General features: G+C 77.5%; 24 protein-coding genes. 17 read left to right on the forward strand and 7 right to left on the reverse strand.

Going from position 1 to position 21,995, the window contains the following annotated elements; all coding sequences use genetic code 11:
* Positions 1 to 34 precede the first annotated feature (34 nt).
* The 12 genes from BMZ33_RS12580 to BMZ33_RS12635 all read left to right on the forward strand — a co-directional run bounded on the left by BMZ33_RS12580 (position 35) and on the right by BMZ33_RS12635 (position 11,129).
* Positions 35 to 2,026: a primosomal protein N' gene (locus BMZ33_RS12580; protein ID WP_169064243.1), complete on the forward strand. Its 1,992-nt coding sequence runs from the start codon at positions 35 to 37 to the stop codon at positions 2,024 to 2,026.
* Positions 2,027 to 2,092: 66 nt separating this feature from the next.
* Entirely contained in the window at positions 2,093 to 2,626 is a 534-nt protein-coding gene (def, locus tag BMZ33_RS12585) for a peptide deformylase (protein WP_091110706.1), read from the forward strand.
* 5 nt (positions 2,627 to 2,631) lie between these two features.
* Positions 2,632 to 3,552, forward strand: a complete 921-nt coding sequence (locus tag BMZ33_RS12590) for a methionyl-tRNA formyltransferase (RefSeq protein ID WP_280139215.1) — start codon at positions 2,632 to 2,634, stop codon at positions 3,550 to 3,552.
* Entirely contained in the window at positions 3,549 to 4,943 is a 1,395-nt protein-coding gene (locus BMZ33_RS12595) for an RsmB/NOP family class I SAM-dependent RNA methyltransferase (protein ID WP_091110711.1), read from the forward strand. Before BMZ33_RS12590 ends, BMZ33_RS12595 begins: the two co-directional genes overlap by 4 nt.
* A 274-nt stretch (positions 4,944 to 5,217) precedes the next feature.
* On the forward strand, positions 5,218 to 5,892 hold the full coding sequence (gene rpe / locus BMZ33_RS12600; protein WP_169064244.1) for a ribulose-phosphate 3-epimerase: 675 nt from the start codon (positions 5,218 to 5,220) through the stop codon (positions 5,890 to 5,892).
* 47 nt (positions 5,893 to 5,939) lie between these two features.
* Positions 5,940 to 6,971 (forward strand): bifunctional diaminohydroxyphosphoribosylaminopyrimidine deaminase/5-amino-6-(5-phosphoribosylamino)uracil reductase RibD, encoded by a 1,032-nt coding sequence (gene ribD, locus BMZ33_RS12605; RefSeq protein WP_091110713.1) that lies wholly within the window; start codon positions 5,940 to 5,942, stop codon positions 6,969 to 6,971.
* Position 6,972: 1 nt separating this feature from the next.
* Entirely contained in the window at positions 6,973 to 7,581 is a 609-nt protein-coding gene (locus BMZ33_RS12610; RefSeq protein ID WP_091110715.1) for a riboflavin synthase, read from the forward strand.
* Positions 7,578 to 8,894 (forward strand): bifunctional 3,4-dihydroxy-2-butanone-4-phosphate synthase/GTP cyclohydrolase II, encoded by a 1,317-nt coding sequence (locus BMZ33_RS12615; protein WP_091110717.1) that lies wholly within the window; start codon positions 7,578 to 7,580, stop codon positions 8,892 to 8,894. The genes BMZ33_RS12610 and BMZ33_RS12615 overlap by 4 nt, the downstream gene beginning before the upstream one ends.
* The gene (gene ribH / locus BMZ33_RS12620) at positions 8,891 to 9,418 is read left to right on the forward strand and encodes a 6,7-dimethyl-8-ribityllumazine synthase (RefSeq protein WP_091110721.1); all 528 of its coding nucleotides are present in this window, start codon (positions 8,891 to 8,893) and stop codon (positions 9,416 to 9,418) included. The genes BMZ33_RS12615 and ribH overlap by 4 nt, the downstream gene beginning before the upstream one ends.
* Positions 9,415 to 9,678: a phosphoribosyl-ATP diphosphatase gene (locus BMZ33_RS12625; RefSeq protein WP_091110724.1), complete on the forward strand. Its 264-nt coding sequence runs from the start codon at positions 9,415 to 9,417 to the stop codon at positions 9,676 to 9,678. Before ribH ends, BMZ33_RS12625 begins: the two co-directional genes overlap by 4 nt.
* An 85-nt stretch (positions 9,679 to 9,763) precedes the next feature.
* Positions 9,764 to 10,630, forward strand: a complete 867-nt coding sequence (gene hisG, locus BMZ33_RS12630; RefSeq protein WP_091110727.1) for an ATP phosphoribosyltransferase — start codon at positions 9,764 to 9,766, stop codon at positions 10,628 to 10,630.
* 10 nt (positions 10,631 to 10,640) lie between these two features.
* Positions 10,641 to 11,129 (forward strand): SSI family serine proteinase inhibitor, encoded by a 489-nt coding sequence (locus BMZ33_RS12635; protein ID WP_169064245.1) that lies wholly within the window; start codon positions 10,641 to 10,643, stop codon positions 11,127 to 11,129.
* A 13-nt stretch (positions 11,130 to 11,142) separates the two neighbouring features.
* On the opposite strand, the gene BMZ33_RS12640 is transcribed toward BMZ33_RS12635, so the two are convergent.
* Complete coding sequence (locus BMZ33_RS12640; RefSeq protein ID WP_091110729.1) at positions 11,143 to 11,433, reverse strand: DUF4287 domain-containing protein; 291 nt, start codon at positions 11,431 to 11,433, stop codon at positions 11,143 to 11,145.
* 136 nt (positions 11,434 to 11,569) lie between these two features.
* On the reverse strand, positions 11,570 to 12,559 hold the full coding sequence (locus BMZ33_RS12645; protein ID WP_091110731.1) for an oxamate carbamoyltransferase subunit AllH family protein: 990 nt from the start codon (positions 12,557 to 12,559) through the stop codon (positions 11,570 to 11,572).
* A gap of 265 nt (positions 12,560 to 12,824) precedes the next feature.
* On the opposite strand from BMZ33_RS12645, the gene BMZ33_RS12650 reads away from it, so the two are divergent.
* From BMZ33_RS12650 to BMZ33_RS12660, 3 genes are all read left to right on the forward strand, one after another.
* The gene (locus BMZ33_RS12650; protein ID WP_169064246.1) at positions 12,825 to 14,771 is read left to right on the forward strand and encodes a PucR family transcriptional regulator; all 1,947 of its coding nucleotides are present in this window, start codon (positions 12,825 to 12,827) and stop codon (positions 14,769 to 14,771) included.
* Positions 14,772 to 14,815: 44 nt separating this feature from the next.
* Positions 14,816 to 15,559 (forward strand): DUF5995 family protein, encoded by a 744-nt coding sequence (locus BMZ33_RS12655; protein WP_091110734.1) that lies wholly within the window; start codon positions 14,816 to 14,818, stop codon positions 15,557 to 15,559.
* Between the two features lie 78 nt (positions 15,560 to 15,637).
* Positions 15,638 to 16,396, forward strand: a complete 759-nt coding sequence (locus BMZ33_RS12660; protein ID WP_091110736.1) for an SDR family NAD(P)-dependent oxidoreductase — start codon at positions 15,638 to 15,640, stop codon at positions 16,394 to 16,396.
* On the opposite strand, the gene BMZ33_RS24675 is transcribed toward BMZ33_RS12660, so the two are convergent.
* Together BMZ33_RS24675 and BMZ33_RS12665 are read right to left on the reverse strand one after the other, a co-directional pair.
* A complete protein-coding gene (locus BMZ33_RS24675) occupies positions 16,356 to 16,562 on the reverse strand; it encodes a TetR-like C-terminal domain-containing protein (RefSeq protein ID WP_425283685.1) in 207 nt (68 codons plus the stop codon). The two genes, BMZ33_RS12660 and BMZ33_RS24675, sit on opposite strands and share 41 nt — an antisense overlap.
* A complete protein-coding gene (locus tag BMZ33_RS12665) occupies positions 16,559 to 18,145 on the reverse strand; it encodes a helix-turn-helix domain-containing protein (RefSeq protein WP_169064247.1) in 1,587 nt (528 codons plus the stop codon). Before BMZ33_RS12665 ends, BMZ33_RS24675 begins: the two co-directional genes overlap by 4 nt.
* An 87-nt stretch (positions 18,146 to 18,232) precedes the next feature.
* On the opposite strand from BMZ33_RS12665, the gene BMZ33_RS12670 reads away from it, so the two are divergent.
* Together BMZ33_RS12670 and BMZ33_RS12675 are read left to right on the forward strand one after the other, a co-directional pair.
* Entirely contained in the window at positions 18,233 to 18,982 is a 750-nt protein-coding gene (locus tag BMZ33_RS12670) for an SDR family oxidoreductase (RefSeq protein ID WP_091110738.1), read from the forward strand.
* Positions 18,983 to 19,085: 103 nt separating this feature from the next.
* A complete protein-coding gene (locus BMZ33_RS12675; protein ID WP_091110740.1) occupies positions 19,086 to 20,030 on the forward strand; it encodes a DMT family transporter in 945 nt (314 codons plus the stop codon).
* Here BMZ33_RS12675 and BMZ33_RS12680 read toward each other — a convergent pair.
* Genes BMZ33_RS12680 through BMZ33_RS12690 form a run of 3 tightly spaced genes read right to left on the reverse strand, consistent with a single transcriptional unit; the run spans position 20,021 to position 21,920 of the window.
* Positions 20,021 to 20,467 carry a pyridoxamine 5'-phosphate oxidase family protein gene (locus BMZ33_RS12680; RefSeq protein ID WP_091110743.1) on the reverse strand — a complete coding sequence of 149 codons (447 nt, stop codon included), beginning with the start codon at positions 20,465 to 20,467 and terminating at the stop codon, positions 20,021 to 20,023. The genes BMZ33_RS12675 and BMZ33_RS12680 overlap by 10 nt on opposite strands.
* A 40-nt stretch (positions 20,468 to 20,507) precedes the next feature.
* Positions 20,508 to 21,446 (reverse strand): DUF998 domain-containing protein, encoded by a 939-nt coding sequence (locus tag BMZ33_RS24480; RefSeq protein ID WP_169064248.1) that lies wholly within the window; start codon positions 21,444 to 21,446, stop codon positions 20,508 to 20,510.
* A 60-nt stretch (positions 21,447 to 21,506) separates the two neighbouring features.
* Positions 21,507 to 21,920, reverse strand: coding sequence for a hypothetical protein (locus tag BMZ33_RS12690; RefSeq protein WP_091110747.1), 414 nt, complete (start codon positions 21,918 to 21,920; stop codon positions 21,507 to 21,509).
* Between the last annotated feature and the right edge of the window lie 75 nt (positions 21,921 to 21,995).

The raw sequence follows: 21,995 nt of genomic DNA on the forward strand, positions 1-21,995 counted from the left end.
TCGGTGTCGGAGCCGGTGGGTAGCGTGCGACCACGTGCCCACCGACCCCGCCGTCCCCGCGCCCGAGGGGGCGCCGCGGGTGGCGCGGGTCGTCGTCGACGTGCCGCTGGCGCACCTGGACCGGCCCTTCGACTACGCGGTCCCCGACGAGCTGGCCGGGCAGGTGCGGGCCGGCTGCCGGGTGCGGGTGCGCTTCGCCGGCCAGCTGGTGGACGGCGTCGTGCTCGAGCTGGCCGAGGCGAGCGACTCCGGGCGGAAGCTCGCGCCGCTGGCCAAGCTGGTCTCGCCCGAGCCGGTGCTCACCCCGGAGGTGGCCGCGCTGGCCCGCTCGGTGGCGCAGCGCTGGGCCGGCACCCTGACCGACGTGCTGCGGCTGGCCATCCCGCCGCGCCGGGCCGCCGCCGAGAAGCGCCCGCCGGGGGAGGCCCCGCCGCCACCGGCGCCCCCGGACCCGGCCGGCTTCGCCCGCTACCCGGCCGGGCCCTCCCTGCTGGCCGCCGTCGCCGGGGGGCGCCCGGCCCGCGCGGTGTGGACGGCGCTGCCCGGCGAGGACTGGCCGGCCCGCCTGGCGGAGCTGTGCCAGGCCGCCCTGTCCGGCGGGCGCGGCGCGCTCGTCGTCGTCCCCGACGGCCGCGACCTCGACCGGCTGGAGGCCGCGGCCACCGCCTCGCTGCCGGCGGGCTCCTTCGTCGTGCTGCGCGCCGACGCCGCCCCCGACGCGCGGTACCGGCGCTTCCTCGACGCCGCCCGCGGCAGCGCCCGGGTGGTGCTCGGCACCCGCGCCGCGGTGTTCGCGCCGGTCGCCGACCTGGGCCTGGTGGCCGTCTGGGACGACGGCGACGACCTGCACGCCGAGCCCCGCGCCCCCTACGCGCACGCCCGCGACGTGCTCCTGCACCGCGCCCACCTGGCCTCGTGCGCCGCCGTCGTCGCGGCCACCGCGCGGACCGCCGAGGCGCAGCTGCTCGTCGACAGCGGCTGGGCGCACGAGCTGGCCGCCGACCGGGCCACCCTCCGCGCCGCCGCGCCCCGCGTGCAGGCCCTCGGCGAGGACTCCGAGCTCGCCCGCGACCCCGCCGCGCGCACCGCCCGGCTGCCGAGCCTCGCCCACCGGGTCGCCCGGGCGACGCTGGCCGAGGGCGCGCCGGTGCTCGTGCAGGTGCCCCGCGCCGGCTACGCCCCCGGGCTGTCCTGCGACCGCTGCCGCGCCCCGGCCCGGTGCGCGGTGTGCCGGGGTCCCCTCGGCATCTCCCCGGCGCCGGGGCCGGGCGGGTCCCGGGTGCCGGCCTGCCGCTGGTGCGCCCGCCCGGCGGCCACCTTCGACTGCCCGCACTGCCACGGGACCAAGCTGCGCGCCTCCGTGGTCGGTGCGGCCCGCACCGCCGAGGAGCTGGGCCGGGCGTTCCCCGGCGCGCCGGTGCGGGTGTCGGGGCGGACGTCGGGCGTGCTGCCGTCGGTGCCGGCCGGGCCGTCGCTGGTGGTGGCCACCCCGGGCGCGGAGCCGGTCGCCGAGGGGGGCTACGGCGCGGCACTGCTGCTCGACTCGTGGGCGCTGCTGGGCCGGGCGGACCTGCGGGCGGGGGAGGAGACGCTGCGCCGCTGGGCCAACGCCGCGACGCTGGTCCGCCCGCACGGCTCGGTGGTCGTCGCCGCCGACGCCGCCCACCCCGTCGTCCAGGCGCTGGTGCGCTGGGACCCGGGTTGGCTGGCCGAGCGCGAGCTCGCCGACCGACGGGCGCTGGGCTTCCCGCCGGCCACCCGGATGGCGGCGCTGTCGGGCTCGCCGGCGGCGCTGGCGGAGTTCCTGGCGGCCGCCCGGCTGCCGGCCGGCGCCGACCTGCTCGGCCCCGTGCCCGAACCGGCGCGACCCGGCCAGGAGGGCGAGCGGGAGCGCTACCTCGTGCGGGTGCCGCGCGGCGAGGGCCTGGCGCTGGCCACCGCGCTGGCCGAGGTGCAGGGCGTGCGCAGCGCGCGGAAGGCGAGCGAGCACGTGCGCGTCCAGCTCGACCCCCTCGAGCTCGTCTGACGACGGACCCCCGCCGCTCGCAGGCTCGCGGCGGGCCCCTGCAGGAGGGCCACATACGCTGGGCGGGTGAGCGTCACCCCCATCCGGCTGCTCGGCGACCCGGTGCTGCGCACCCCCGCCGCCCCCGTCGTCGACTTCGACGCCGAGCTGCGCCGGCTGGTCGCCGACCTGACCGAGACGATGCACGCCGCCGGCGGGGCCGGACTGGCCGCCCCGCAGATCGGCGTCGGGCTCCGGGTGTTCACCTGGTACGTCGACGGCGAGGTCGGCCACCTGGTCAACCCGTCGGTCGACCTCGTCGGCGAGGAGACCGAGGAGGCGCCCGAGGGCTGCCTGTCCATCCCGGGCTACCGCTTCGACTGCCGCCGCCACCTGCACGTCGTCGCCACCGGCTGGGACCAGCACGGTGACCCGCTCCGGGTCGAGGGCTCGCACCTGCTCGCCCGCGCGGTGCAGCACGAGGTCGACCACCTCGACGGCGTCCTCTTCGTCGACCGGCTCGACCCGGGGGCCAGGGCCGCGGCGCTGGCCGAGCTGGCCGGGGCCGACTGGACCGGCATGGGCGCCTGGGTCCCGCGCGTGGAGGTGAGCCCCCACTGAGGCTCCTGTTCGCCGGGACGCCGGAGGCCGCCGTCCCCTCGCTGGAGGCGCTGCTGTCCTCCGGCCACGAGGTGGCCGCCGTCCTCACCCGGCCCGACGCCCGCTCCGGCCGCGGCCGGAGGGTGAGCCGCTCGCCGGTCGCCGAGCGTGCCGACGCCGCCGGGGTCCCGGTCCTGCGGCCCCGCTCGCCGCGCGAGCCGGCGTTCCTGGAGCAGCTCGCCGGCCTCGCCGTGGACTGCGCGCCGGTGGTCGCCTACGGCGCGCTCGTCCCGCCGGCCGCGCTCGACCTGCCCGTCCACGGCTGGGTCAACCTGCACTTCTCGCTGCTGCCGGCCTGGCGCGGTGCCGCGCCGGTGCAGCACGCGGTCATGGCCGGTGACGAGGTCACCGGCGCCTGCACCTTCCGGCTCGAACAGGGACTGGACACCGGTCCGGTCTTCGGTGTCGTCACCGAGCCGATCGGCCCGCGCGACACCGCGGGCGACCTGCTCGGCCGGCTCGCCGTCAGCGGCGCCCGGCTGCTGGTGGCCACCCTCGACGGCATCGCCGACGGCACGCTGGTCCCGCAGCCGCAGCCCGCCGAGGGCGTCAGCCTCGCGCCGCGGATCGAGACCGCCGACGCGCGGGTGGACTGGGCCCTGCCGGCCCACGTCGTCGACCGCCGGGTGCGCGGCGTGACCCCCGCGCCGGGCGCGTGGACCACCTGGCGCGGCGAGCGGTTCCGCCTGGGCCCGGTCGAGCCGCTGCCGACGTCCCCGGGCCTGGAGCCCGGCGAGGTGTCGGTGGGCCCGACCGGGGTCGTCGTGGGCACCGGCCGCAGCTCGGTGCGGCTCGGCGAGGTGCAGCCGGCCGGCAAGCGCGCGCACCCGGCCGCCGACTGGGCGCGGGGCGCCCGCCCGGGGCCCGGCGAGCGGTTCGGGGCATGAGCGGCCCGCCCCGGCGCCCCGCCGGTCCGCGCGGGGGACGGCGGGACCGCCGCCCGCCCCGCCGCGCACCCCTCGACGGCGCCCGGCTGACCGCCTACGACGTGCTCGACGGCGTCTCCGCGCGGGAGGCCTACGCCAACCTGCTGCTGCCGCAACTGCTGCGCGAGCGCGACCTCGAGCCGCGCGACGCCGCCTTCGCCACCCAGCTGGCCTACGGGGCGCTGCGCGCGCAGGGCACCCTCGACGCGGTCCTCGCCACGCTGGTCGACCGGCCGCTGGCCGACCTCGACCGCCGGCTGCTCGACCTGCTGCGGCTGGGCACCTACCAGCTGCTCGACCTGCGGGTGCCCGCGCACGCCGCCGTCGCCACCACCGTCGACCTCGCCCGCGCCATCGTCGGACCCGGCCCCTCGGGCCTGGCCAACGCCGTGCTGCGCAAGGTGGCCGCCGGCGGCGACCGCGCCGCCTGGCTGGCGCAGCTGGGCGCCGACGGCGACCGGCGGCTGGCCCTGGCCACCGACCACCCCGAGTGGATCGTGGCCGCCTGGCGCGAGGCCCTCGGCGGGGACGCCGAGCTCGAGGCGGCGCTGCTCGCCGACGACGCCGCCCCCGAGGTGCACCTGGTGGCCCGGCACGTGGACCGCGACGCGCTGGCCGAGGAGTCCGGTGGGACGCCCGGGCCGTGGTCGCCGTACGCGGTCCGCCTCGGCGGCGGCGACCCGGGGCGGCTGCCGTCGGTGCGCTCGGGCGCGGCCGCGGTGCAGGACGAGGGCAGCCAGCTCGCCGCGCTGCTGCTCACCCGGGCGCCGCTGGAGGGCCCCGACGGGCGCTGGCTCGACGTGTGCGCCGGCCCCGGCGGCAAGGCGGGGCTGCTGGCCGCCGTCCGCCCGGCCGGGGTGCACCTGACCGCCGCCGACCGCGCGCCGCACCGCGCCGAGCTGGTCCGCGGCGCGCTGGCCGGCGAGGACGACGTCGAGGTGGTGGTGGCCGACGGCCGTGAGCCGCCGTGGGCGCCCGGCTCGTTCGACCGCGTGCTGCTCGACGCGCCGTGCACCGGGCTGGGGGCGCTGCGCCGCCGTCCCGAGGTGCGCTGGCGGCGGGGGCCGGACGACGTCGGCCCGCTGGTGGACCTGCAGACGGCGCTGCTGGACTCGGCGCTGGCCTCGGTGCGGCCCGGCGGCGTGGTGGCCTACGTGACGTGCTCGCCGCACGCCGCCGAGACGGTCGCCGTCGCCGACGCCGCGGCCGCCCGGGACGACGTCGAGGTGCTGCCCGTGGTGCCGCTGCTCGACGGCGTGCCGGGGGTCGGGCGGGGGTCCTACGGGCAGCTGTGGCCGCACCGGCACGGCACCGACGCCATGTTCCTGGCCCTGCTGCGCCGCACCCGCTGACCGGCCCCGCGTGCCCGCTGCCGACCTGTGGTCGCCTGCAGGCGGCTGGGACCGCACCAGGTCGACACCCGGCGAGACGGTCGACGCAGCCGGTCGACGGACGCCGTCCGCGGCGAGTGCACGCAGCGCGGACGCACGGCCGCACCATCCGCGCTGTGTGCACACGCCGCGCCGCACGAGGCCGAGGACCCGCCCGGCGACCGGCACCACCGTGGGTCCCGCCGCCCGACCGCGACCGGGAGGGGTGATCACCCCGCACCTAGACTCGGGAGACGTGCCCCGCGCCCCGATGATCGCCCCCAGCCTGCTCTCCGCGGACTTCGCCCGGCTGGCCGACGAGGTGGCCCGGGTCGCCGACGCCGACTGGCTGCACGTCGACGTCATGGACGCCCACTTCGTGCCCAACCTGACGCTGGGCCGGCCCGTCGTCGAGGCGATCCAGGCGGTCAGCCCGGTGCCGCTGGACTGCCACCTGATGATCGAGGCGCCCGAGCGGTGGGCCCCCGGCTACGCCGAGGTCGGCGCCCGCAACGTCACCGTGCACGCCGAGGCCTGCACCGGCGATCCCCGCGACGTCGCGCGCGACATCCGCGCCGCCGGGGCGCTGGCCGGCCTGGCGATCAAGCCGGGGACGCCGCTGGAGGACTACGAGGACGTCCTGCGTGACTTCGACACCCTGCTGGTCATGACCGTCGAGCCGGGCTTCGGCGGCCAGGCGTTCATGGCCGACGTGCTGCCCAAGGTCCGCCGCGCCCGCGAGCTGGTCGACACCGGCCACCTCCGGCTGCTGGTCGAGGTCGACGGCGGCATCAACGCCGACACCGTCGAGCAGGCCGCCGCGGCCGGCGCCGACGTCTTCGTCGCGGGCTCGGCCGTCTACGGCGCCGACGACCCGGGCCGCGCGATCGCGGCGCTGCGCGCGCAGGCCGCGGCGGCGGCCGGAGCGTGAGCCCCCAGGGACGAGCCGCCACGACCCGGGCGCGCGAGGCCGGCGCCATGGCCCGCGCGCGCGAGCTCGGGCTGTCCGTCCTCGGCACCACCAGCCCCAACCCCGCCGTCGGCGCCGTCGTCCTCGACGCCGGCGGCGCGGTCGTGGGGGAGGGCGCCACCTCCCCGCCCGGCGGCCCGCACGCCGAGGTGCACGCGCTGGCGCTGGCCGGGGAGCGGGCCCGCGGCGGCACCGCCGTCGTCACCCTCGAGCCGTGCGCGCACACCGGACGCACCGGCCCCTGCGCCGACGCGCTGCTCGCCGCCGGGGTGGCGCGGGTCGTCGTCGCCGTGCCCGAGCCCACGCGCCTGGCCGTCGGCGGCGCCGAGCGGCTGCGCGAGGCCGGGGTGGACGTCGAGGTCGGCGTCGAGCGGCAGGCCGCCGAGGAGGGCGCGCTGGCCGCGTGGCTGACCGGCGTCCGCGAGCACCGCCCGCAGGTGGTCTGGAAGGTCGGCGCCACCCTCGACGGGCGGGTCGCCGCCGCCGACGGCACCAGCCGCTGGATCACCGGGGAGACGGCGCGCGCCGCCGTGCACGCCCTGCGCGCCACCTGCGACGCCGTCCTCGTCGGCTCCGGGACCGCGCTGACCGACGACCCGCAGCTCACCGTCCGCGACGCCGACGGCCGCCACGCCCCCCGCCAGCCGCTGCGCGTGGTCCACGACCGCCGCGGCCGCCTGCCGGGCACCGCGCGGGTCCTCGACGACGCCGCGCCCACCCACGTCAGCCGGGCCGGGTCGCCGGCCGAGCTGCTGGCCGAGCTGTTCGACCGCGACGTCCGCCGGGTGCTGCTCGAGGGCGGCCCGACGCTGGCCGCGGCCTTCCTGCGCGCCGGCCTGGTCGACGAGGCCGTCGTCCACCTGGCCCCCAAGCTCCTCGGCGCCGGTCCCTCGCTGGTGGGGGACCTGGGAATCCCGACGATCGCCGGCGCGCTTGCCCTCGAGGTACGGGACGTCACCCTGCTCGGCGGGGACGTGCAGATCCGCCTGCGGCCCACCCGTCACACTGGGGGCCGAGGGCACGTGGACGGGAGGGGCTGAGGTGTTCACCGGCATCGTCGAGGAGGTCGGCTCCCTCGCCGCGCGCGAGGAGGCCGGCGACGCCGCGGTCCTGCGCATCCGCGCCCGCCGCGTGCTGGAGGACGTCGCCCTCGGCGACTCGATCTCGGTCAACGGCGTCTGCCTGACCGTGACCGCCAGCGACGGGCAGGAGTGGACCACCGACGTCATGGGCGAGACGCTGCGCCGCAGCAGCCTCGGCGCCCTCGCCGCCGGCGACCCGGTCAACCTGGAGCGGGCCGTGGCCGCGGGCGGGCGGCTGGGCGGTCACGTCGTGCAGGGCCACGTCGACGGCGTCGGCACGGTGCTCTCGCGCACCCCGGCCGAGCACTGGGAGGTCGTGCGGGTCGCGCTGCCCCCGGAGCTGGCCCGTTACGTCGTGGAGAAGGGCTCGATCACCGTCGACGGCGTCTCCCTGACCGTCAGCGCGCTCAGTGCCGCCGACGATCCCGAGCCGTGGTTCGAGGTCAGCCTCATCCCCACCACCCTGCGCGAGACCACGCTGGGCGGCCGTGCCCCGGGAGACCCGGTCAACCTGGAGGTCGACGTGATCGCCAAGTACGTGGAACGCCTGCTGGGAGCGCGCTCGTGACCGACCCCGTCCGCCTGGACTCCGTCGAGACCGCCATCGCCGCGGTCAAGGCCGGCCGGCCCGTCGTCGTCATCGACGACGAGGACCGCGAGAACGAGGGCGACCTGATCTTCGCCTCCGAGCTGGCCACCCCCGAGCTGGTGGCCTTCATGGTCCGCTACACCTCGGGCTACATCTGCGTCTCGGTCACCGAGGCCGACGCCGACCGGCTGGACCTGCCGCCGATGTTCCGGGTCAACCAGGACCGCCGCGGCACCGCCTACACCGTCACCGTCGACGCCCGCGAGGGCATCACCACCGGCATCTCGGCCAGCGACCGCGCGCACACCATCCGGCTGCTCGCCGACGCGCAGACCTCCTCGGCCGACCTCGCCCGCCCCGGCCACATCGTGCCGCTGCGCGCCAAGGACGGCGGCGTGCTGCGCCGGCCCGGCCACACCGAGGCCGCCGTCGACCTCGCCGTCCTCGCCGGCCTGCGCCCGTCGGGGACGCTGTGCGAGCTGGTCAGCGAGAAGGACCCGACCGGCATGGCCCGCGCCGAGGAGCTGCGCGTCTTCGCCGACGAGCACGACCTGTGCCTGATCTCCATCGCCGACCTCATCGCCTACCGCAAGCGCTTCGACAAGCTGGTCGAGCGGGTCGCCGAGGCCACCGTGCCGCTGGTCCCGGGCACCTTCACCGCGGTCGGCTACCGCAGCTCCTACGACGAGCGCGAGCACGTCGCCTTCGTCCACGGCGACGTCGGCGACGGCGAGGACGTGCTGGTGCGCGTGCACTCCGAGTGCCTCACCGGCGACGTGTTCGGCTCGCTGCGCTGCGACTGCGGCCCCCAGCTGCAGGCCGCGCTGGCCGCCGTCGCGCACGAGGGCCGCGGCATCGTGCTCTACATCCGCGGGCACGAGGGCCGGGGGATCGGCCTGCTGCACAAGCTGCAGGCCTATCAGCTGCAGGACTCCGGGGCGGACACCGTCGACGCCAACCTCGACCTCGGCCTGCCCGCCGACGCCCGCGACTACGGCACCGGCGCGCAGATCCTCGTCGACCTCGGCGTGCACACCATGCGGCTGCTCACCAACAACCCGGCCAAGCGCGCCGGCCTGGAGGGCTACGGCCTCAAGGTGACCGGCCGGGTGCCGCTGCCCAGCCACGTCACCGCCGAGAACCTGGCCTACCTGCGCACCAAGCGCGACCGGATGGGCCACCTGCTCGACATCATCGAGCCCGAGACCGAGTCCGGCCCGGCCGACGTCCCCGCCGTGGGCACCGTGCCCGGCACCGACGTCCCCCTGCGGCAGACGGAGCAGCAGCTGTGAGCGGGACCGGCCGGCCGGAGGCGGGCGCCGTCGACGCCGCGGGCCTCTCACTCGGCATCGTGGCCACCACCTGGCACGCCGAGATCACCGACACCCTGCTCGCCCGCGCGGTCGAGGCGGCCCGCGCCAGCGGCGTGCCCGGGCCCACCGTGGTCCGCGCGCCGGGCGCGGTGGAGCTGCCGGTGGTCGCCCAGGCGCTGGCCGAGCGGCACGACGCCGTCGTCGCGCTCGGGGTGGTGATCCGCGGCGGCACCCCGCACTTCGAGTACGTCTGCGACGCCGTCACCGCCGGGCTGACCCGGGTCGCGCTCGACGCGGGCAAGCCGGTCGGCAACGGCGTGCTCACCTGCGACACCGAGGAGCAGGCCCGCGACCGCGCGGGGCTGCCCGGGTCGGCGGAGGACAAGGGGTGGGAGGCCGCGATCGCCGCGCTGGCCACCGCGCTGACCCTCCGCTCGCTGCGCCCCCCGCCGCGCGCCACCGGCTTCCAGGCCACCCCGGCCGTCGGGCGGGCGCCGGCGTGAAGACCTTCGACGAGCTGTTCGCCGAGCTGTCGGGCAAGGTGGCGGCCGGCGATCCCGCGTCGGGCACCGTCACCGCCGTCCGCGACGGCGTGCACGCGGCCGGCAAGAAGGTGGTCGAGGAGGCCGCCGAGTCCTGGATGGCCGCCGAGCACGAGGGCCCCGAGCGGACGGCGGAGGAGATCAGCCAGCTGCTCTACCGGGTGCAGGTGCTCATGCTCGCCCGCGGCCTGACGCTCGACGACGTCTACACCCACCTGTGAAGGACCCTCGCGCCCCCCACGGCACGCTCGGCGAGCCGCGGGTCCCTGCGCGAGGGCCGTTCCACCCGCCACCGAAGGAGAGACCGTGCTGCGCGTCGCCGTCCCCAACAAGGGTGCCCTGAGCGAGCCCGCGGCGGCCATGCTGGCCGAGAGCGGCTACCGGCAGCGCCGCAGCACCAAGGACCTCGCCGTCTACGACCCCGACAGCGACACCGAGTTCTTCTACCTGCGGCCGCGCGACATCGCCGTCTACGTCGCCTCGGGCACCCTCGACGTCGGCATCACCGGCCGCGACATGATGCTCGAGACCGCCCCCGCCGACGGGGAGGGCCCGGCCGCCGTCGAGGTCATGCCGCTGGGCTTCGGCCGGTCCTCCTTCCGCTTCGCCAGCCCGGTGGAGTCGGCGGTCGACTCGGTCGAGCAGCTGGCCGGCCGGCGGATCGCCACCGCCTACCCGGTCCTGCTGCAGCGCTTCCTGGAGGAGTCCGGCATCAAGGCCGGCGTGGTCAAGCTCGACGGCGCGGTCGAGACCGCCTGCCGGCTGGGCGTGGCCGACGCGGTCTGCGACGTCGTCGAGACCGGGACGACGCTGCGCGCCGCGGGGCTGCGGATCATCGGCGAGCCGGTGCTCGCCAGCGAGGCGGTGCTCGTCCGCCGCGAGGGTGCCGAGGAGATCCCCGCGGTCGCCCAGCTCCGGCGGCGGCTGCGCGGCGTGCTGGTCGCCCGGCAGTACGTGATGCTCGACTACGACTGCCCCAACGAGCTGCTCGCCCGTGCCACCGCGCTGACGCCCGGCCTCGAGGGGCCCACGGTCAGCCCGCTGCAGACCGAGGGCTGGTCGGCGGTGCGGGCCATGGTGCGCCAGAACGACACCAACCGGGTGATGGACGAGCTGTGGGAGCTCGGCGCCCGGGCCATCCTGGTCACCAGCATCCACGCCTGCCGCATCTAGGGAGGACCCCGTGCGCCCCGCCACCCGCATGCCCGCGGCGGGGCCCTGCACGGGGGCCACGGCGGGCGCCCTCCTCCTCGCCGCGGTGCTGCTGTGCGCGGCGTGCGCGCAGCGGGGGTCGGGCGCCGCGCCCGGCACCACGGGCCCGGCGACGGCGGCGGCCGACGCGCTCACCGTGGAGGTCGACCGCGGCGACGGCAGCCCCGTGGAGCGCTACACGCTGACATGCGGCGACGTCCCGGGCGGCGACCACCCCGACCCGGCCGGGTCCTGCGCGCACCTGGCCGGCCTCGACGACCCGTTCGCCGGGCCGCGGACCGGTGTGGCCTGCACCGAGGTCTACGGCGGGCCGCAGACCGCCCGGGTGACCGGGACCTGGCGCGCGGCCCCCGTGGACCGCGCCCACGCGCGCACCGACGGCTGCCGGATCGCCGAGTGGGACGCCCTCGGTCCCCTGCTGCCCGGCCCGGTCGGCGTCGGCGACCAGCTGCCCGACTGAGGCGGCAGCGCGCTCAGGTGGGCCTCGTCGCCCTGCCGTCCAGCCACAGGGTGTCGGACTCGTCGCGGTGCGAGCCGGTGGAGCCGACGTGCCTGCTGCTGATGCCCGGCCCGTTCCTCAGCACGTGCACCAGCGCCATCGCGTGCCCGCGGCCGAGACCGTGTTCCTCCGCCAGCCAGGCCACCACCTCACCGGCCTTGGTCCCCGGGGCGTCGAGGCCCCGCGCGTGCGCCTGGTCGAGCAGCTGGCGCGGGGTGAGCCCGGTCTTCTCCTCGATCGCGTCGAGGTGGGCCTGGAAGGACACGGCGGTCTCCTGCGGGTCGTGGGTCCGGTGTTCCCGTCCTGCAGACCGGCCAGGGCCGCGGGGCTCATCGCCGGACACGGCAGCGGCCCCCTCCCGAGCCGGGAGGGGGCCGCTGCGGTGCCGGGGCCGGTCGCGGTCAGCGCACCCGCAGGGTGCGGTCGACCAGGTCGATCGCGGTGCACAGGCCCAGCGCCATGGCCCGGCCGCTGGTGGAGCCGGTGGCCAGCAGGCCCTCGACCGCCGGGCCGAGCGGGCGCTCACCGACCAGGCCCGCCAGCACCGCCGCGTACTCGCCGCTGACCCGTCCGGCCGCGGCGTGCCGCAGCAGTGCCCGGGACAGCTCCGTCGTGCGCCCGGCGGCCAGGGCGTGCACGCCGGCGGAGAACCGCTCGGCGGCGGGGTGCCCGAGCAGCACCAGCCCGGCCATGGTGCCGGCCATGACGTCGTCGCCGGCGGGGGTCAGGCCGGGGCCGAGGCCCACCAGCCGCACCGCGGTGCGCAGCGCGGCGTCGAGGTCCGCCCGGCGGACGGCGCCGCGCAGCGCGGCCAGCGGACCGCCCGGGCCCCCGGGCAGGCCCGGCAGCGTGAACGCGCTGTGCGGGACGCCCTCGCCGTAGAGGGTGTTGCGCAGCTGCCGCACGCCCTCGGGCAGCAGCGCCGGGCGCGGACTGGGCAGCCGGGGCCGCGGGTCCCACCACGCGGCCGCGCGGACGACGAGGTCGCCGACGACGATCCGGCCGCCGCCCACCTCGGCGGGGGCGCCGGCGGGCACGGTGACCAGCGGGCGGCCGTTGCTCGGCCGGAACAGCACGCAGCCCAGCGGCAGCCGCGCCGCGTCGCTGGTGAGCACGCCGACCACGTCGCTGCCGCGCTCGGTGGGCACCTGCAGGTAGACGGCGGCCGGCGCGCTCATGAGCACGCGCGCCTGGCGGACCGGCCCGCGCAGCAGGTCGGCGACCCCGGTGCTGGCCGAGGCCGGCACGGCGGAGGGCGTCCGGACGGGCGCGCCCGAGCGCACCGCGTCCTGGGCCGCGCGGGGGAGGGGGATCGTGGGGACACCGGCGCGGGCGGCACGGCCCTGGACGGCGGCCCCCGAACCGGGAGGGGTGGTGTCGATGGTGCGCATGGCTGGCCCTTCGCCGTGACAGGTCGGAGGCGACCCTCCGCTCAGGGCCCCCGACCGGTCCGGTCCCTCCGCCGGGAGCGGGCGGGGCGCCGGGTGCGGCGACCGCCTACCATCCAGCGGACGGAACGGACCGGGTCTCGAAGCTAAGCGGCGCGTCGCACGTCCTCGTATGGCGAATGTGGCCAAGAATGGGGGCAGCCGTCCAGGCACACATGCCAGGTTCCTGCAACTCGAGACATCGGGCGGCCGACGAGGAGGGCGAGTCGTGACTCAGGGTGAGGCCTATCTGGCCTCAGGGTCGTACCCCACGGCGCCGCTGTCGTTCCCGCGCGGCCGGCACCAGACCGGCGGCGGCCGCGCCGCCCAGGCCCGGGACGACCGCTCGGGCTGGCGCGACCGGGTGGGCCTGCGGGTGGACGAGGCCCTGCGCCTGCCGCGCCTGGCCGGATCCGAGGTGGTCGCGGGCCGGGCGGGTCTGGAACGGACCGTCCGGCACATGGTCGTCGACGACCCCACCGCCCCGCTGGCCGCCGCCGGCCCCGACGTCGTGGTCGTCCTGGGCGCCCGGCTCCCGCCGGCCGACCCCGCCGACTGCCGGGCGCTGGTCGAGCGCCTCGACCACCTGGGCACCGCGGCGCTGGCCTACCGGCGCACCGAGGGGCCGCCGCCGGTGCCCGGTGAGGTGCTCGCCGAGGCCGACCGGCGGTCCCTGCCGGTGGTCGCCCTGCCGGCCACCGTCCGGCTCGACGAGGCGGTCTCCGAGGTCCTCGGCGCGGTCGTGCGCAAGCAGGGCGAGGCCCTGGTGCTCTCCGCCCGCATGCACGACCAGTTCATCGACGTCGCCCTCTCCGGCGGCGGGCTGGCCGAGGTCACCGAGCAGCTGGCCACCTTCCTGGAGGGTGCGGCGGTGCTGGGACTGGGCCCCGACCGCGAGATCGTCACCACCGCCGGCCCCCCGGACGACGTCGCCGAGATCAGCGACTGGCTGTGGCTGCTCGACGCCGAGGCCGAGGACGAGCTGGCGATGATGGCGCCCTCGAGCCGGGTCTCGGGCGTGCGCGCCGACCAGACCGTCGTCACCCCGGCCGACGTGCTGGCCGACGCCGACCTGTCCCCGGCCGACGGCATCCTGCTCGTCCCGGGCCACCACGAGCTGCCCGGCGGGGTGGGGGAGTACGCCGTCGCCCCGATCATGGCCGGCGAGCAGCGGCACGGCTGGCTGGTCGCGGTGCACCGCAGCGGGCAGATGGTGGTCGGTGCCGGCGGTGTCCTCGAGCGGGCCGCCGTCGTCTCGGCGCTGTCGGTCATCCGCCAGCAGGCCGTGCACTCGGTCGAGCTGCGCTTCCAGGGCGACCTGGTGCGCCGGCTGGTCGCCGGGTCGCTGCGGCACACCGAGCGGGCGCTGGCGCAGACCCGGTCGTTCGGCTGGCGGCTCGACGGGCCGGTCGCCGTCCTCGTGACCGCCACCGAGACCGCCGCGGACCCGCAGGCCGACCCCACCCGCGCCCTCGACGTCCTCGACCGGCTGGCCGACGGCTGGCGGGCGGCGCTGGAGTCGGAGGTGTCCGGTGCCGCGGTGGCGGGCCTGTCCACCGAGATCGTCACGGTGCTGCCGCTCGACGAGCGCACGCCCGAGGACATCACCGCGCTGGTCACCGCCGTCACCTCGCGGGTCAACGCGCGGGTGCGCCGGGTGGGGCGCGTGCTGGCCACCGGCATCGGCCGGCCGGCGCTGTCGCTGTCGGCGCTGGGCGAGGCCCACCAGCAGGCGCAGCGGGCCCTCGGCGTCGGGCAGGAGATCCACGGGCCGACGGCGGTCACCCACTTCGACCAGCTCGGCGTCTTCCGGCTGCTCTCGCTCATCCCGGACTCGACCGAGCTGCGGTCCTACGTCGACGAGGTGCTCGGCACGCTCGCCGACGCCTCCGACCCCGACTCGGCCGACCTGCGCGAGACGCTGCGGGTGCTGCTGGAGACCAACCTCAACGTCGCCGAGTCCGCCCGCCGGCTGCACTTCCACTACAACACGATGCGCTACCGCATCGGCAAGCTCGAGCGGCTGCTGGGGCCCTTCACCACCGACCCGACCCTGCGGCTGAACCTGCTGCTGGCGCTGCACGCGGCCCGGATGCGCGGCCTGGACCAGCCGCACCGGCCGCCGGTCGACTCCGGTCTGCTGCCGCCCGACGACGGCTACGACGCACTCGTCTAGCCGCCCGGGCGCGAAGCGGCCCGCGCTCGGGCAGCATCTCCGGGGTGACCGCACCGGTGGAGGAGCTCGTCGGCCGGATGCGGGCGCTGCTCGACGAGCTCGACGTCGACGGCGACCCCGGCCGGTTCTTCCTCGGCACCTACCTGCGCACCACCGAGGCCGTGGACGCCGCGATCGACGGCGGCCTGTTCGAGGACCCGGCGTGGGTGACCGTCTGGGACGTCGACTTCGCCGAGTTCTACCTCGACGCCCTGGAGGCGCACCGCCGCGACCCGGCGTCGCCCCCGGCACCGTGGCGGGCCGCGTTCGGCACCGACCCGCGCACCCGGCCCGAGGGGCACGTGCTGCTCGGCATGAACGCGCACATCAACTTCGACCTGCCGCAGTCGCTGGTGCGGGTGATCGGGCCCGCGGACTTCGCCGACCCCGCGGTGCTGGACAGCCGCCGCCGCGACCACGAGCGGATCGACGCGGTCCTGGCCGGCCGGGTGGCCCACGAGGACGTCGCCCTGCAGGCCGCGGGCTCCCGGAGGACGGTGGTCGACCGGGTGATGGTCGGGGCGAACCGGACGGCGGCGCGGGTGCTGCTGCGGGAGTCGCGGCGCAGGGTGTGGGCCAACACGACGGCGCTGCACGAGGCGCGGCTGGCCGGCCCGGAGGCGCTCGCGCGGCGGGTGGCGCAGCTGGAGGAGGTCAGCGCCGCGCGGGTGGCCGACCTGCGCCGGGGCGGGCCGGTGCTGCTGCGGCTGGCCGTGTCCGGCTTCGGTGTCGAGCTGCCGCAGCACTGAGCCCCGGGCTGCCGGATCCCCGGGACGGGCGCAGGCTGTCCGGGGTGCCGCACCGGGCTGCGCCGGGAGGAGGGCCGCATGACCGCCAGCACCAGGCCGCTCGACGGGAAGGTCGCCCTGGTCACCGGGGCCTCGTCGGGGATCGGTGAGGCCACCGCCGTCGCGCTCGCCGGGGCCGGGGCCGCCGTCGCGATCGGCGCCCGCCGCGCCGACCGCCTCGACGCGCTGGCAGCGAAGCTCCGGGACGACGGCGCGCGGGTGCTCACCCTCGACCTCGACGTCACCGACGAGGCAGCCTGCCGCGACGCCGTCCGCCGCACCCGCGAGGAGCTCGGCGGCCTCGACGTCCTGGTCAACAACGCCGGCGTGATGCTGCTCGGCACGATCGTCGGCGCCGACGTCGAGGACTGGCGGCGGATGCTCTCCACCAACGTGCTCGGCCTGATGTACCTGACCCACGCCGCGATCGACGGGATGGTCGAGCAGGGCTCGGGCGACGTCGTCAACGTCTCCAGCGTCGCCGGGCGCACCGCCCGCAAGGGCGCCGGGGTCTACAACGCCAGCAAGTGGGCGGTGAACGCCTTCAGCGAGTCGCTGCGCCAGGAGGTGACGACGAAGGGCGTGCGGATCTCGCTGGTCGAGCCGGGGGCGGTGGCCACCGAGCTCACCGACCACATCACCCAGCCCGACGCCAGGGCCGCCTCGCAGCGGATGTACAGCGAGATGACGCCGCTGCAGGCCGAGGACGTCGCGCGCGCGATCGTCTACGTCGTCACGCAGCCGCCGCACGTGGCCGTCAACGAGGTGCTGGTCCGCCCGACCGCCCAGGAGCGCTGAGCGCGCCCGGCTCGCGGGACCAGGACCGCAGCACCTCGCCGTGGCTGCGCACCAGCCGCCGGTAGCTGCGGTCGGGGTCCTGCGGCAGGGCGAACCCCCCGGCCGCCTCGATGGCGAGGGGGCCGTGCAGCAGCGACCGGAGGCCGCGGACGGCGTCGACGGTCAGTCGGAGAAGACCTCGATCGACGCGCCCATCTCGACCAGGCGCTCGTAGAGGTGCTCGTAGCCGCGGGCGATGATGTCGACGTTGCGCAGCACCGAGGTGCCGCGCGCGGCCAGCATCGCCAGCAGGATGCAGACGGCCGGCCGCAGCGCCGGCGGGCAGACCACCTCGGCGCTGCGCCAGCGGGTCGGGCCGGTGACCAGCACGCGGTGCGGGTCCATCAGGCGGACGTCGGCGCCCAGCCGGGTCAGGTCCGACAGGTGGATGGCCCGGTTGTCGTAGACCCAGTCGTGGATGAGCGTCGAGCCGGTGGCCGAGGCCGCGATGACCGCGAAGAACGGCAGGTGGTCGATGTTGAGGCCCGGGAACGGCATCGGGTGGATCTTGTCGATCGGCGCCTTGAGCTGCGACGGCGAGATGGTGACGTCGGCGAGCCGGGTGTGGCCGTTGTCGGCGCGGTACTCCGGCGAGAGCGTGTACCGCAGTCCCATCTCGGCGAGCACCGCGAGCTCGATCTCCAGGAACTCGACCGGGGCGCGGCGCACGGTCAGCTCCGAGCCGGTGACGATCCCGGCGGTGAGCAGGCTCATCGCCTCGACCGGGTCCTCGCTGATCGTGTAGTCCACGTCGGCGTCGAGCACCGGCCGCCCGTGCACGGTCAGCGTCGTCGTCCCGAGGCCCTCGACGCCCACGCCGAGCAGCTGAAGGTACAGGCACAGGTCCTGGACCATGTAGTTGGAGCTGGCGTTGCGGATGACCGTGGTGCCGTCGGTGCGGGCGGCGGCCAGCAGCGCGTTCTCGGTGACGGTGTCCCCGCGCTCGGTCAGCACGATGGTGCGCCGGGAGGTGGCCCGGGGCTCGACGGTGGCCTGGTACTCGCCGGCGTGGGCCTCGACCGCCAGGCCGAAGGGGCGCAGCGCGATCATGTGCGGCTCGACGGTGCGGGTGCCGAGGTCGCAGCCACCGGCGTAGGGCAGCCGGAAGGTGCGCGCCCGGTGCAGCAGCGGGCCCAGGAACATGATGATGCTGCGGGTCCGCCGGGCGGCGTCGGCGTCGATGCCGGCGAGGTCGAGCTCGTCGGGGACGACGAGGGTCAGGTCGCGGCCGGTGTCGTCCCAGGTGGCCGAGACGCCGATCGAGCGCAGGACGTCGAGGATGCGGTCCACCTCGACGATGCGGGCCACGTTGCGCAGCGTCGTCCGGCCGCGGTTGAGCAGCGAGGCGCACAGCAGCGCGACGGCGGCGTTCTTCGACGACTTCACCGTGACGCTGCCGCGCAGCGGCGTCCCGCCGGTCACCCGCAGGTGGGTGGGGCCGGCCGGGCCCACGGTGATCAGCTCGCTGTCGAGGGCGTCGGAGAGCCGGCCGAGCAGCTCGAGGGTCAGGTTCTGCCCGCCCTGCTCGATGCGGGCGACGGCGCTCTGGCTGGTGCCCAGCCGCTCGGCGAGCTGCTGCTGCGTCAGCCCGCGGTGCCGCCGCGCGTCGCGGACCAGCAGGCCGATCCGCCGGGTCGCACCCGCGGCCAGGGGGCTGAGCGTCGGGGCATCGGCCGTCGGCGTGAGGAGGGTCGGGTCGGTCGACGTCACGGGGGGCCACGGTATCTCGCAGGTGAGATGGGCCGGGCAGGGCGCGCCGGGAGGACGGGAGGGACCGGTCCGGCCACACTGTCGGGCGTGCAGGTACTGGTCACCGGAGGCAGTGGTCAGCTCGGCCGCGCACTGGTCCCCGCGCTGGAGGCGGCCGGGCACCAGGTGCGGCAGATGTCGCGTCGCGGGACGGGCCCGGGCGGGGTCCGCGGCGACCTCGCGACCGGGCGCGACCTGGCGGCGGCGGTGGGCGGGGCGGAGCTGGTCGTGCACGCGGCCAGCGACCCGCGCGGCGACCCGTGGCAGGTCGACGTCGCCGGGACCCGCCGGCTGGTGCAGGCGGTCGACCGCGACCGGCTGACGCACCTGGTCTACGTCTCGATCGTCGGCGTCGACCGGGTGCCCTTCGGCTACTACCGCGCCAAGTTCGCCGCCGAGCAGGTGCTGCTGGCCTCCGGGCTGCCGGTGACGCTGGCGCGCATCACCCAGTTCCACCCGTTCATCGACGAGATGCTCTCGACCGCCCGCCGGGGGCCGGTGCTCCCGGTGCCGATGGGCTGGCAGGCCGCCCCGGTCGACGTCGCCGAGGCCGCCGGCTTCCTCGTCGAGGTGGCCGGGGGGCCGCCGGCCGGCGACGTCGTCGAGTTCGGCGGGCCGGAGGCGCTGTCCGCGGGCGACCTGGCGCGGGCCTGGGCGGCCGCGCGCGAGCCGGGCGTGCACGTGGTGTCCACCCCGCTGCCGGGCCGGCTGAGCGCGGCGTTCCGCGAGGGCAGCGTGCTGCCCGGGCCGCGGGCCGCCCGGGGACGGCGCACGTACGCCGAGCACCTGCGCGGCTGACCGAGGGCCCCTGCAGGGGGGCGTTCCTGCCGTTCTCCGCAGCAGGGCTGCCACGTCCGGGAACCGCCAGCTCCCGGCCTCCGGCGGTGCCTAGGGTCCGGACGTGACCCGTTCCCCCGCCGCGGCCGTGCTGGCCGCCGTCGCCGTCACCGTGCTCGCCTGGGCGTCGGCCTTCATCGGCATCCGCGCGGTGGGGGAGGACCTCTCGCCCGGGGCGCTGGCGCTGGGCCGCCTGCTGGTCGGGACGGCGGTGCTCGCCCTGCTGTCCCTGGGGCGTGGCTGGGTGGCCCCGACCCGGCGCGAGTGGGGCCTGCTGGTGCTGTGCGGGGTGGGCTGGTTCGGCGTCTACAACGTCGCGCTCAACGCCGCCGAGCAGCACCTCGACGCCGGGACGACGGCGATGCTGGTCAACACCGGGCCGATCCTCATCGCCGTGCTCGCCGGGCTGGTGCTCGGCGAGGGCTTCCCGGGCCGGCTGGTGGCCGGGCTGGTCGTCGCGTTCGCCGGGGTGCTGCTCATCGGCGTCGCCGGCCGGGACGGCGGCACCGACCTGCTCGGCGTCGTCCTGTGCCTGGTCGCCGCGGTGACCTACGCGGCGGGCGTGGTGGCGCAGAAGCCGGTGCTGCGCCGGCTGCCGCCGCTGCAGGTGACGCTGACCGCCTGCGCGGTCGGGGCGGTCTGCTGCCTGCCGTGGTCGGGGGTGCTGGCGGCCGAGCTGGCCGTCGCCCCGGCGTCGTCGGTGCTCGGTGCGGTGTACCTCGGCGTGGTGCCGACGGCGCTGGCGTTCAGCACGTGGGCCTACGCGCTGGCGCGCACCCCGGCGGGGCGGCTGGGTGTCACGACCTACCTGGTGCCGCCGCTGGTGGTGCTGCTGTCGTGGCTGCTGCTCGACGAGGTGCCGCCGGCGCTGGCCGTGGCCGGGGGCGCGGTGTGCCTGGCCGGGGTGGCCCTGGCCCGCAGTCGCGGTCGCGTGCGCCCGCCGGCGGCCCGGGGAGCCGCTGGGACGGCCCCCGCGCCCGATCCCGCCGCGCCGGCCGCTCAGAGGTAGGCGCGCGGGTCCACCGCGGGCGGCAGCTCGCCGGGCACGATCCGCCGGCCGGTGACCGAGGTCGGGATCAGCCGCAGCCACCGGCCGTGCCCGCCCGGCGCCCACGGCTGCACGCCGGTGGCCTCGGTGCGGGCCACCAGGTCGGCGCGGTGCCCGGGACCGACCTCCTCGGCCACGCCGCGGACCAGCGCGCACCAGCCGCTGCGCGTGCGCCGGTCGATCTCGTCGACCTCGAAGGTGACGTCGGCGTGGTCGGCCGCGGCCAGCTTGGTGCCCGGCGCGGTGCGGATGACGATCGTCGTCCCGTCGACCGCGTCGTTGACCGGGATCACCAGCGGGTGGTGCTCGGCGTTGACGGCCAGCCGGCCGATCCCCTGGGTGGCGAGCAGCCGGGAGCACGCCTCGGCGGAGAGCTCCTCCATGGTGGGTCCGGTCATGTGCCCGTCGTGGCCGCGGTGTGGAACGACCGCGACCGGTTCAGCGGCGGCGGGGGCCGGCCCAGGGGTCGTCGGGGTCGAGGTCGTCGTCGGCCAGCTCGTGGTCGGCCAGCTCGTGGTCGGCCAGGTCGTGGTCGGCCAGCTCGTGGTCGGCGAGGTCGTGGTCGGCGAGGTCGTGGTCGGCCAGGTCGTCGTGCGGGTCGGCCCGGGAGTCCGCGGCAGCGGCCGGCCGCGGTGCGGCGGGGGAGCGTCCCGTGCCGCTCTCGGCCCGGCGGGCGAGGGCCCGCAGGGCGTCGTCGCGCTCGGCCTCGCGGCGGACCCGCGCCGCCCGCTCCCGGTCCCGCTCGGCGGCGCGCAGCCGGCGGCGGGTGGGCCGGCCGGTCACGGGCTCCTCGCGGCTGCGGGTGAGCCGCCACAGCACCGGCCCGGTCAGCGCCAGGCCGATCGGGACCACGTAGGCCGCGACCCGCTCCGTCCCGCCGGCGCCGAGCAGCCCGACCACCCCGGCGCCGTAGAAGACCGTCGTCGCCGCCCCGAGCAGGCCCAGCAGCGCCAGCGTCGTCCCCAGCGCCTCCGACCACGGGCGGACGGCGTAGGCCAGCGCGACGAGCCCGGCCGCGCCGCCGACCAGGTACAGGGCGGCGCCGGCGGTGTGCAGGGTCGGGGAGGTCAGCCGCGGGAAGACGCCCACCAGCAGCACGCCGAGCGCGGCGGCGCCCAGCAGCGCGACCGCGGGACGGGCCGCCCGGCCGCGCAGGGCCGGCAGCAGCGCCACCGCGCCGCCGCCGACGAGCGCGGCCTGCACGACGAACGAGGCGTTCATCAGCGAGTGCCCGGGCCAGGTGACGTCACCGAGCGCGCTGATGACGTCGGCCGACCGCGAGTAGGGCAGCCCGGCGCGGAGCTGCACGACCGTCTCCACGACGAAGAACTGGAGGGTCAGCACCCAGGCGAGGGCGCCCCAGGCGATCCGTCTCATCGGCACACGCCCCATGGTCCCAGCCCCGCCGGCGGACGCCCTCGGCGTGCGGGAGGCGGCTCAGGGGAGGTGGGCGAGGAGGGCGGCGTGCTGGGCGGGGGTCAGGTAGGAGGGGTTGCTGCCGGCGGGCACCCGCAGCACCTCGGCGCCGGCGAACCCCGGGTCGGCCAGCAGGTCGGCGCGCGGCACCGGCTCGGCCAGCAGGGTCAGCCGGACGTGCACCAGCGGCCCGCGCTCGTCCTCGCCGACCTCGCCCGCGACCACCCCGGTGGCGTGCACGCCCGGCCGGTCGCGGCCGGAGAGCCACAGCAGGCAGGGGTCCCCGGGCGCCACCAGCCCGAGCCGGTAGGACCGGTACAGGCAGCGGGTGAACGTCCGCTCCTCGCCGGGCCGCCACCCCGGCACGACGGCCGACGGGGGGCGCGCGGACTTCACCACCCAGCAGGCGACGTCGGCGGGCCGCAGGCGGGTCACCGGCCCATCCCAGCAGCAGGGCACGATGGCCGCGTGCCGCCCCCCGACCGCCGACCCCGGTCGCCGCGCTGAGCG

The organism is Geodermatophilus dictyosporus, assembly GCF_900115505.1.
In the GTDB taxonomy this organism is placed as follows: Bacteria; Actinomycetota; Actinomycetes; order Mycobacteriales; family Geodermatophilaceae; genus Geodermatophilus; species Geodermatophilus dictyosporus.

Coding starts and splice junctions, on each gene's coding strand:
- ribD (WP_091110713.1), top strand. CDS start 5,940: ATGGCCCGCGCGCGCGAGCTCGGGCTGTCCGTCCTCGGCACCACCAGC.
- BMZ33_RS12595 (WP_091110711.1), top strand. CDS start 3,549: ATGAGCGGCCCGCCCCGGCGCCCCGCCGGTCCGCGCGGGGGACGGCGG.
- BMZ33_RS12645 (WP_091110731.1), bottom strand. CDS start 12,559: ATGCGCACCATCGACACCACCCCTCCCGGTTCGGGGGCCGCCGTCCAG.
- BMZ33_RS12680 (WP_091110743.1), bottom strand. CDS start 20,467: ATGACCGGACCCACCATGGAGGAGCTCTCCGCCGAGGCGTGCTCCCGG.
- BMZ33_RS24480 (WP_169064248.1), bottom strand. CDS start 21,446: ATGAGACGGATCGCCTGGGGCGCCCTCGCCTGGGTGCTGACCCTCCAG.
- BMZ33_RS12660 (WP_091110736.1), top strand. CDS start 15,638: ATGACCGCCAGCACCAGGCCGCTCGACGGGAAGGTCGCCCTGGTCACC.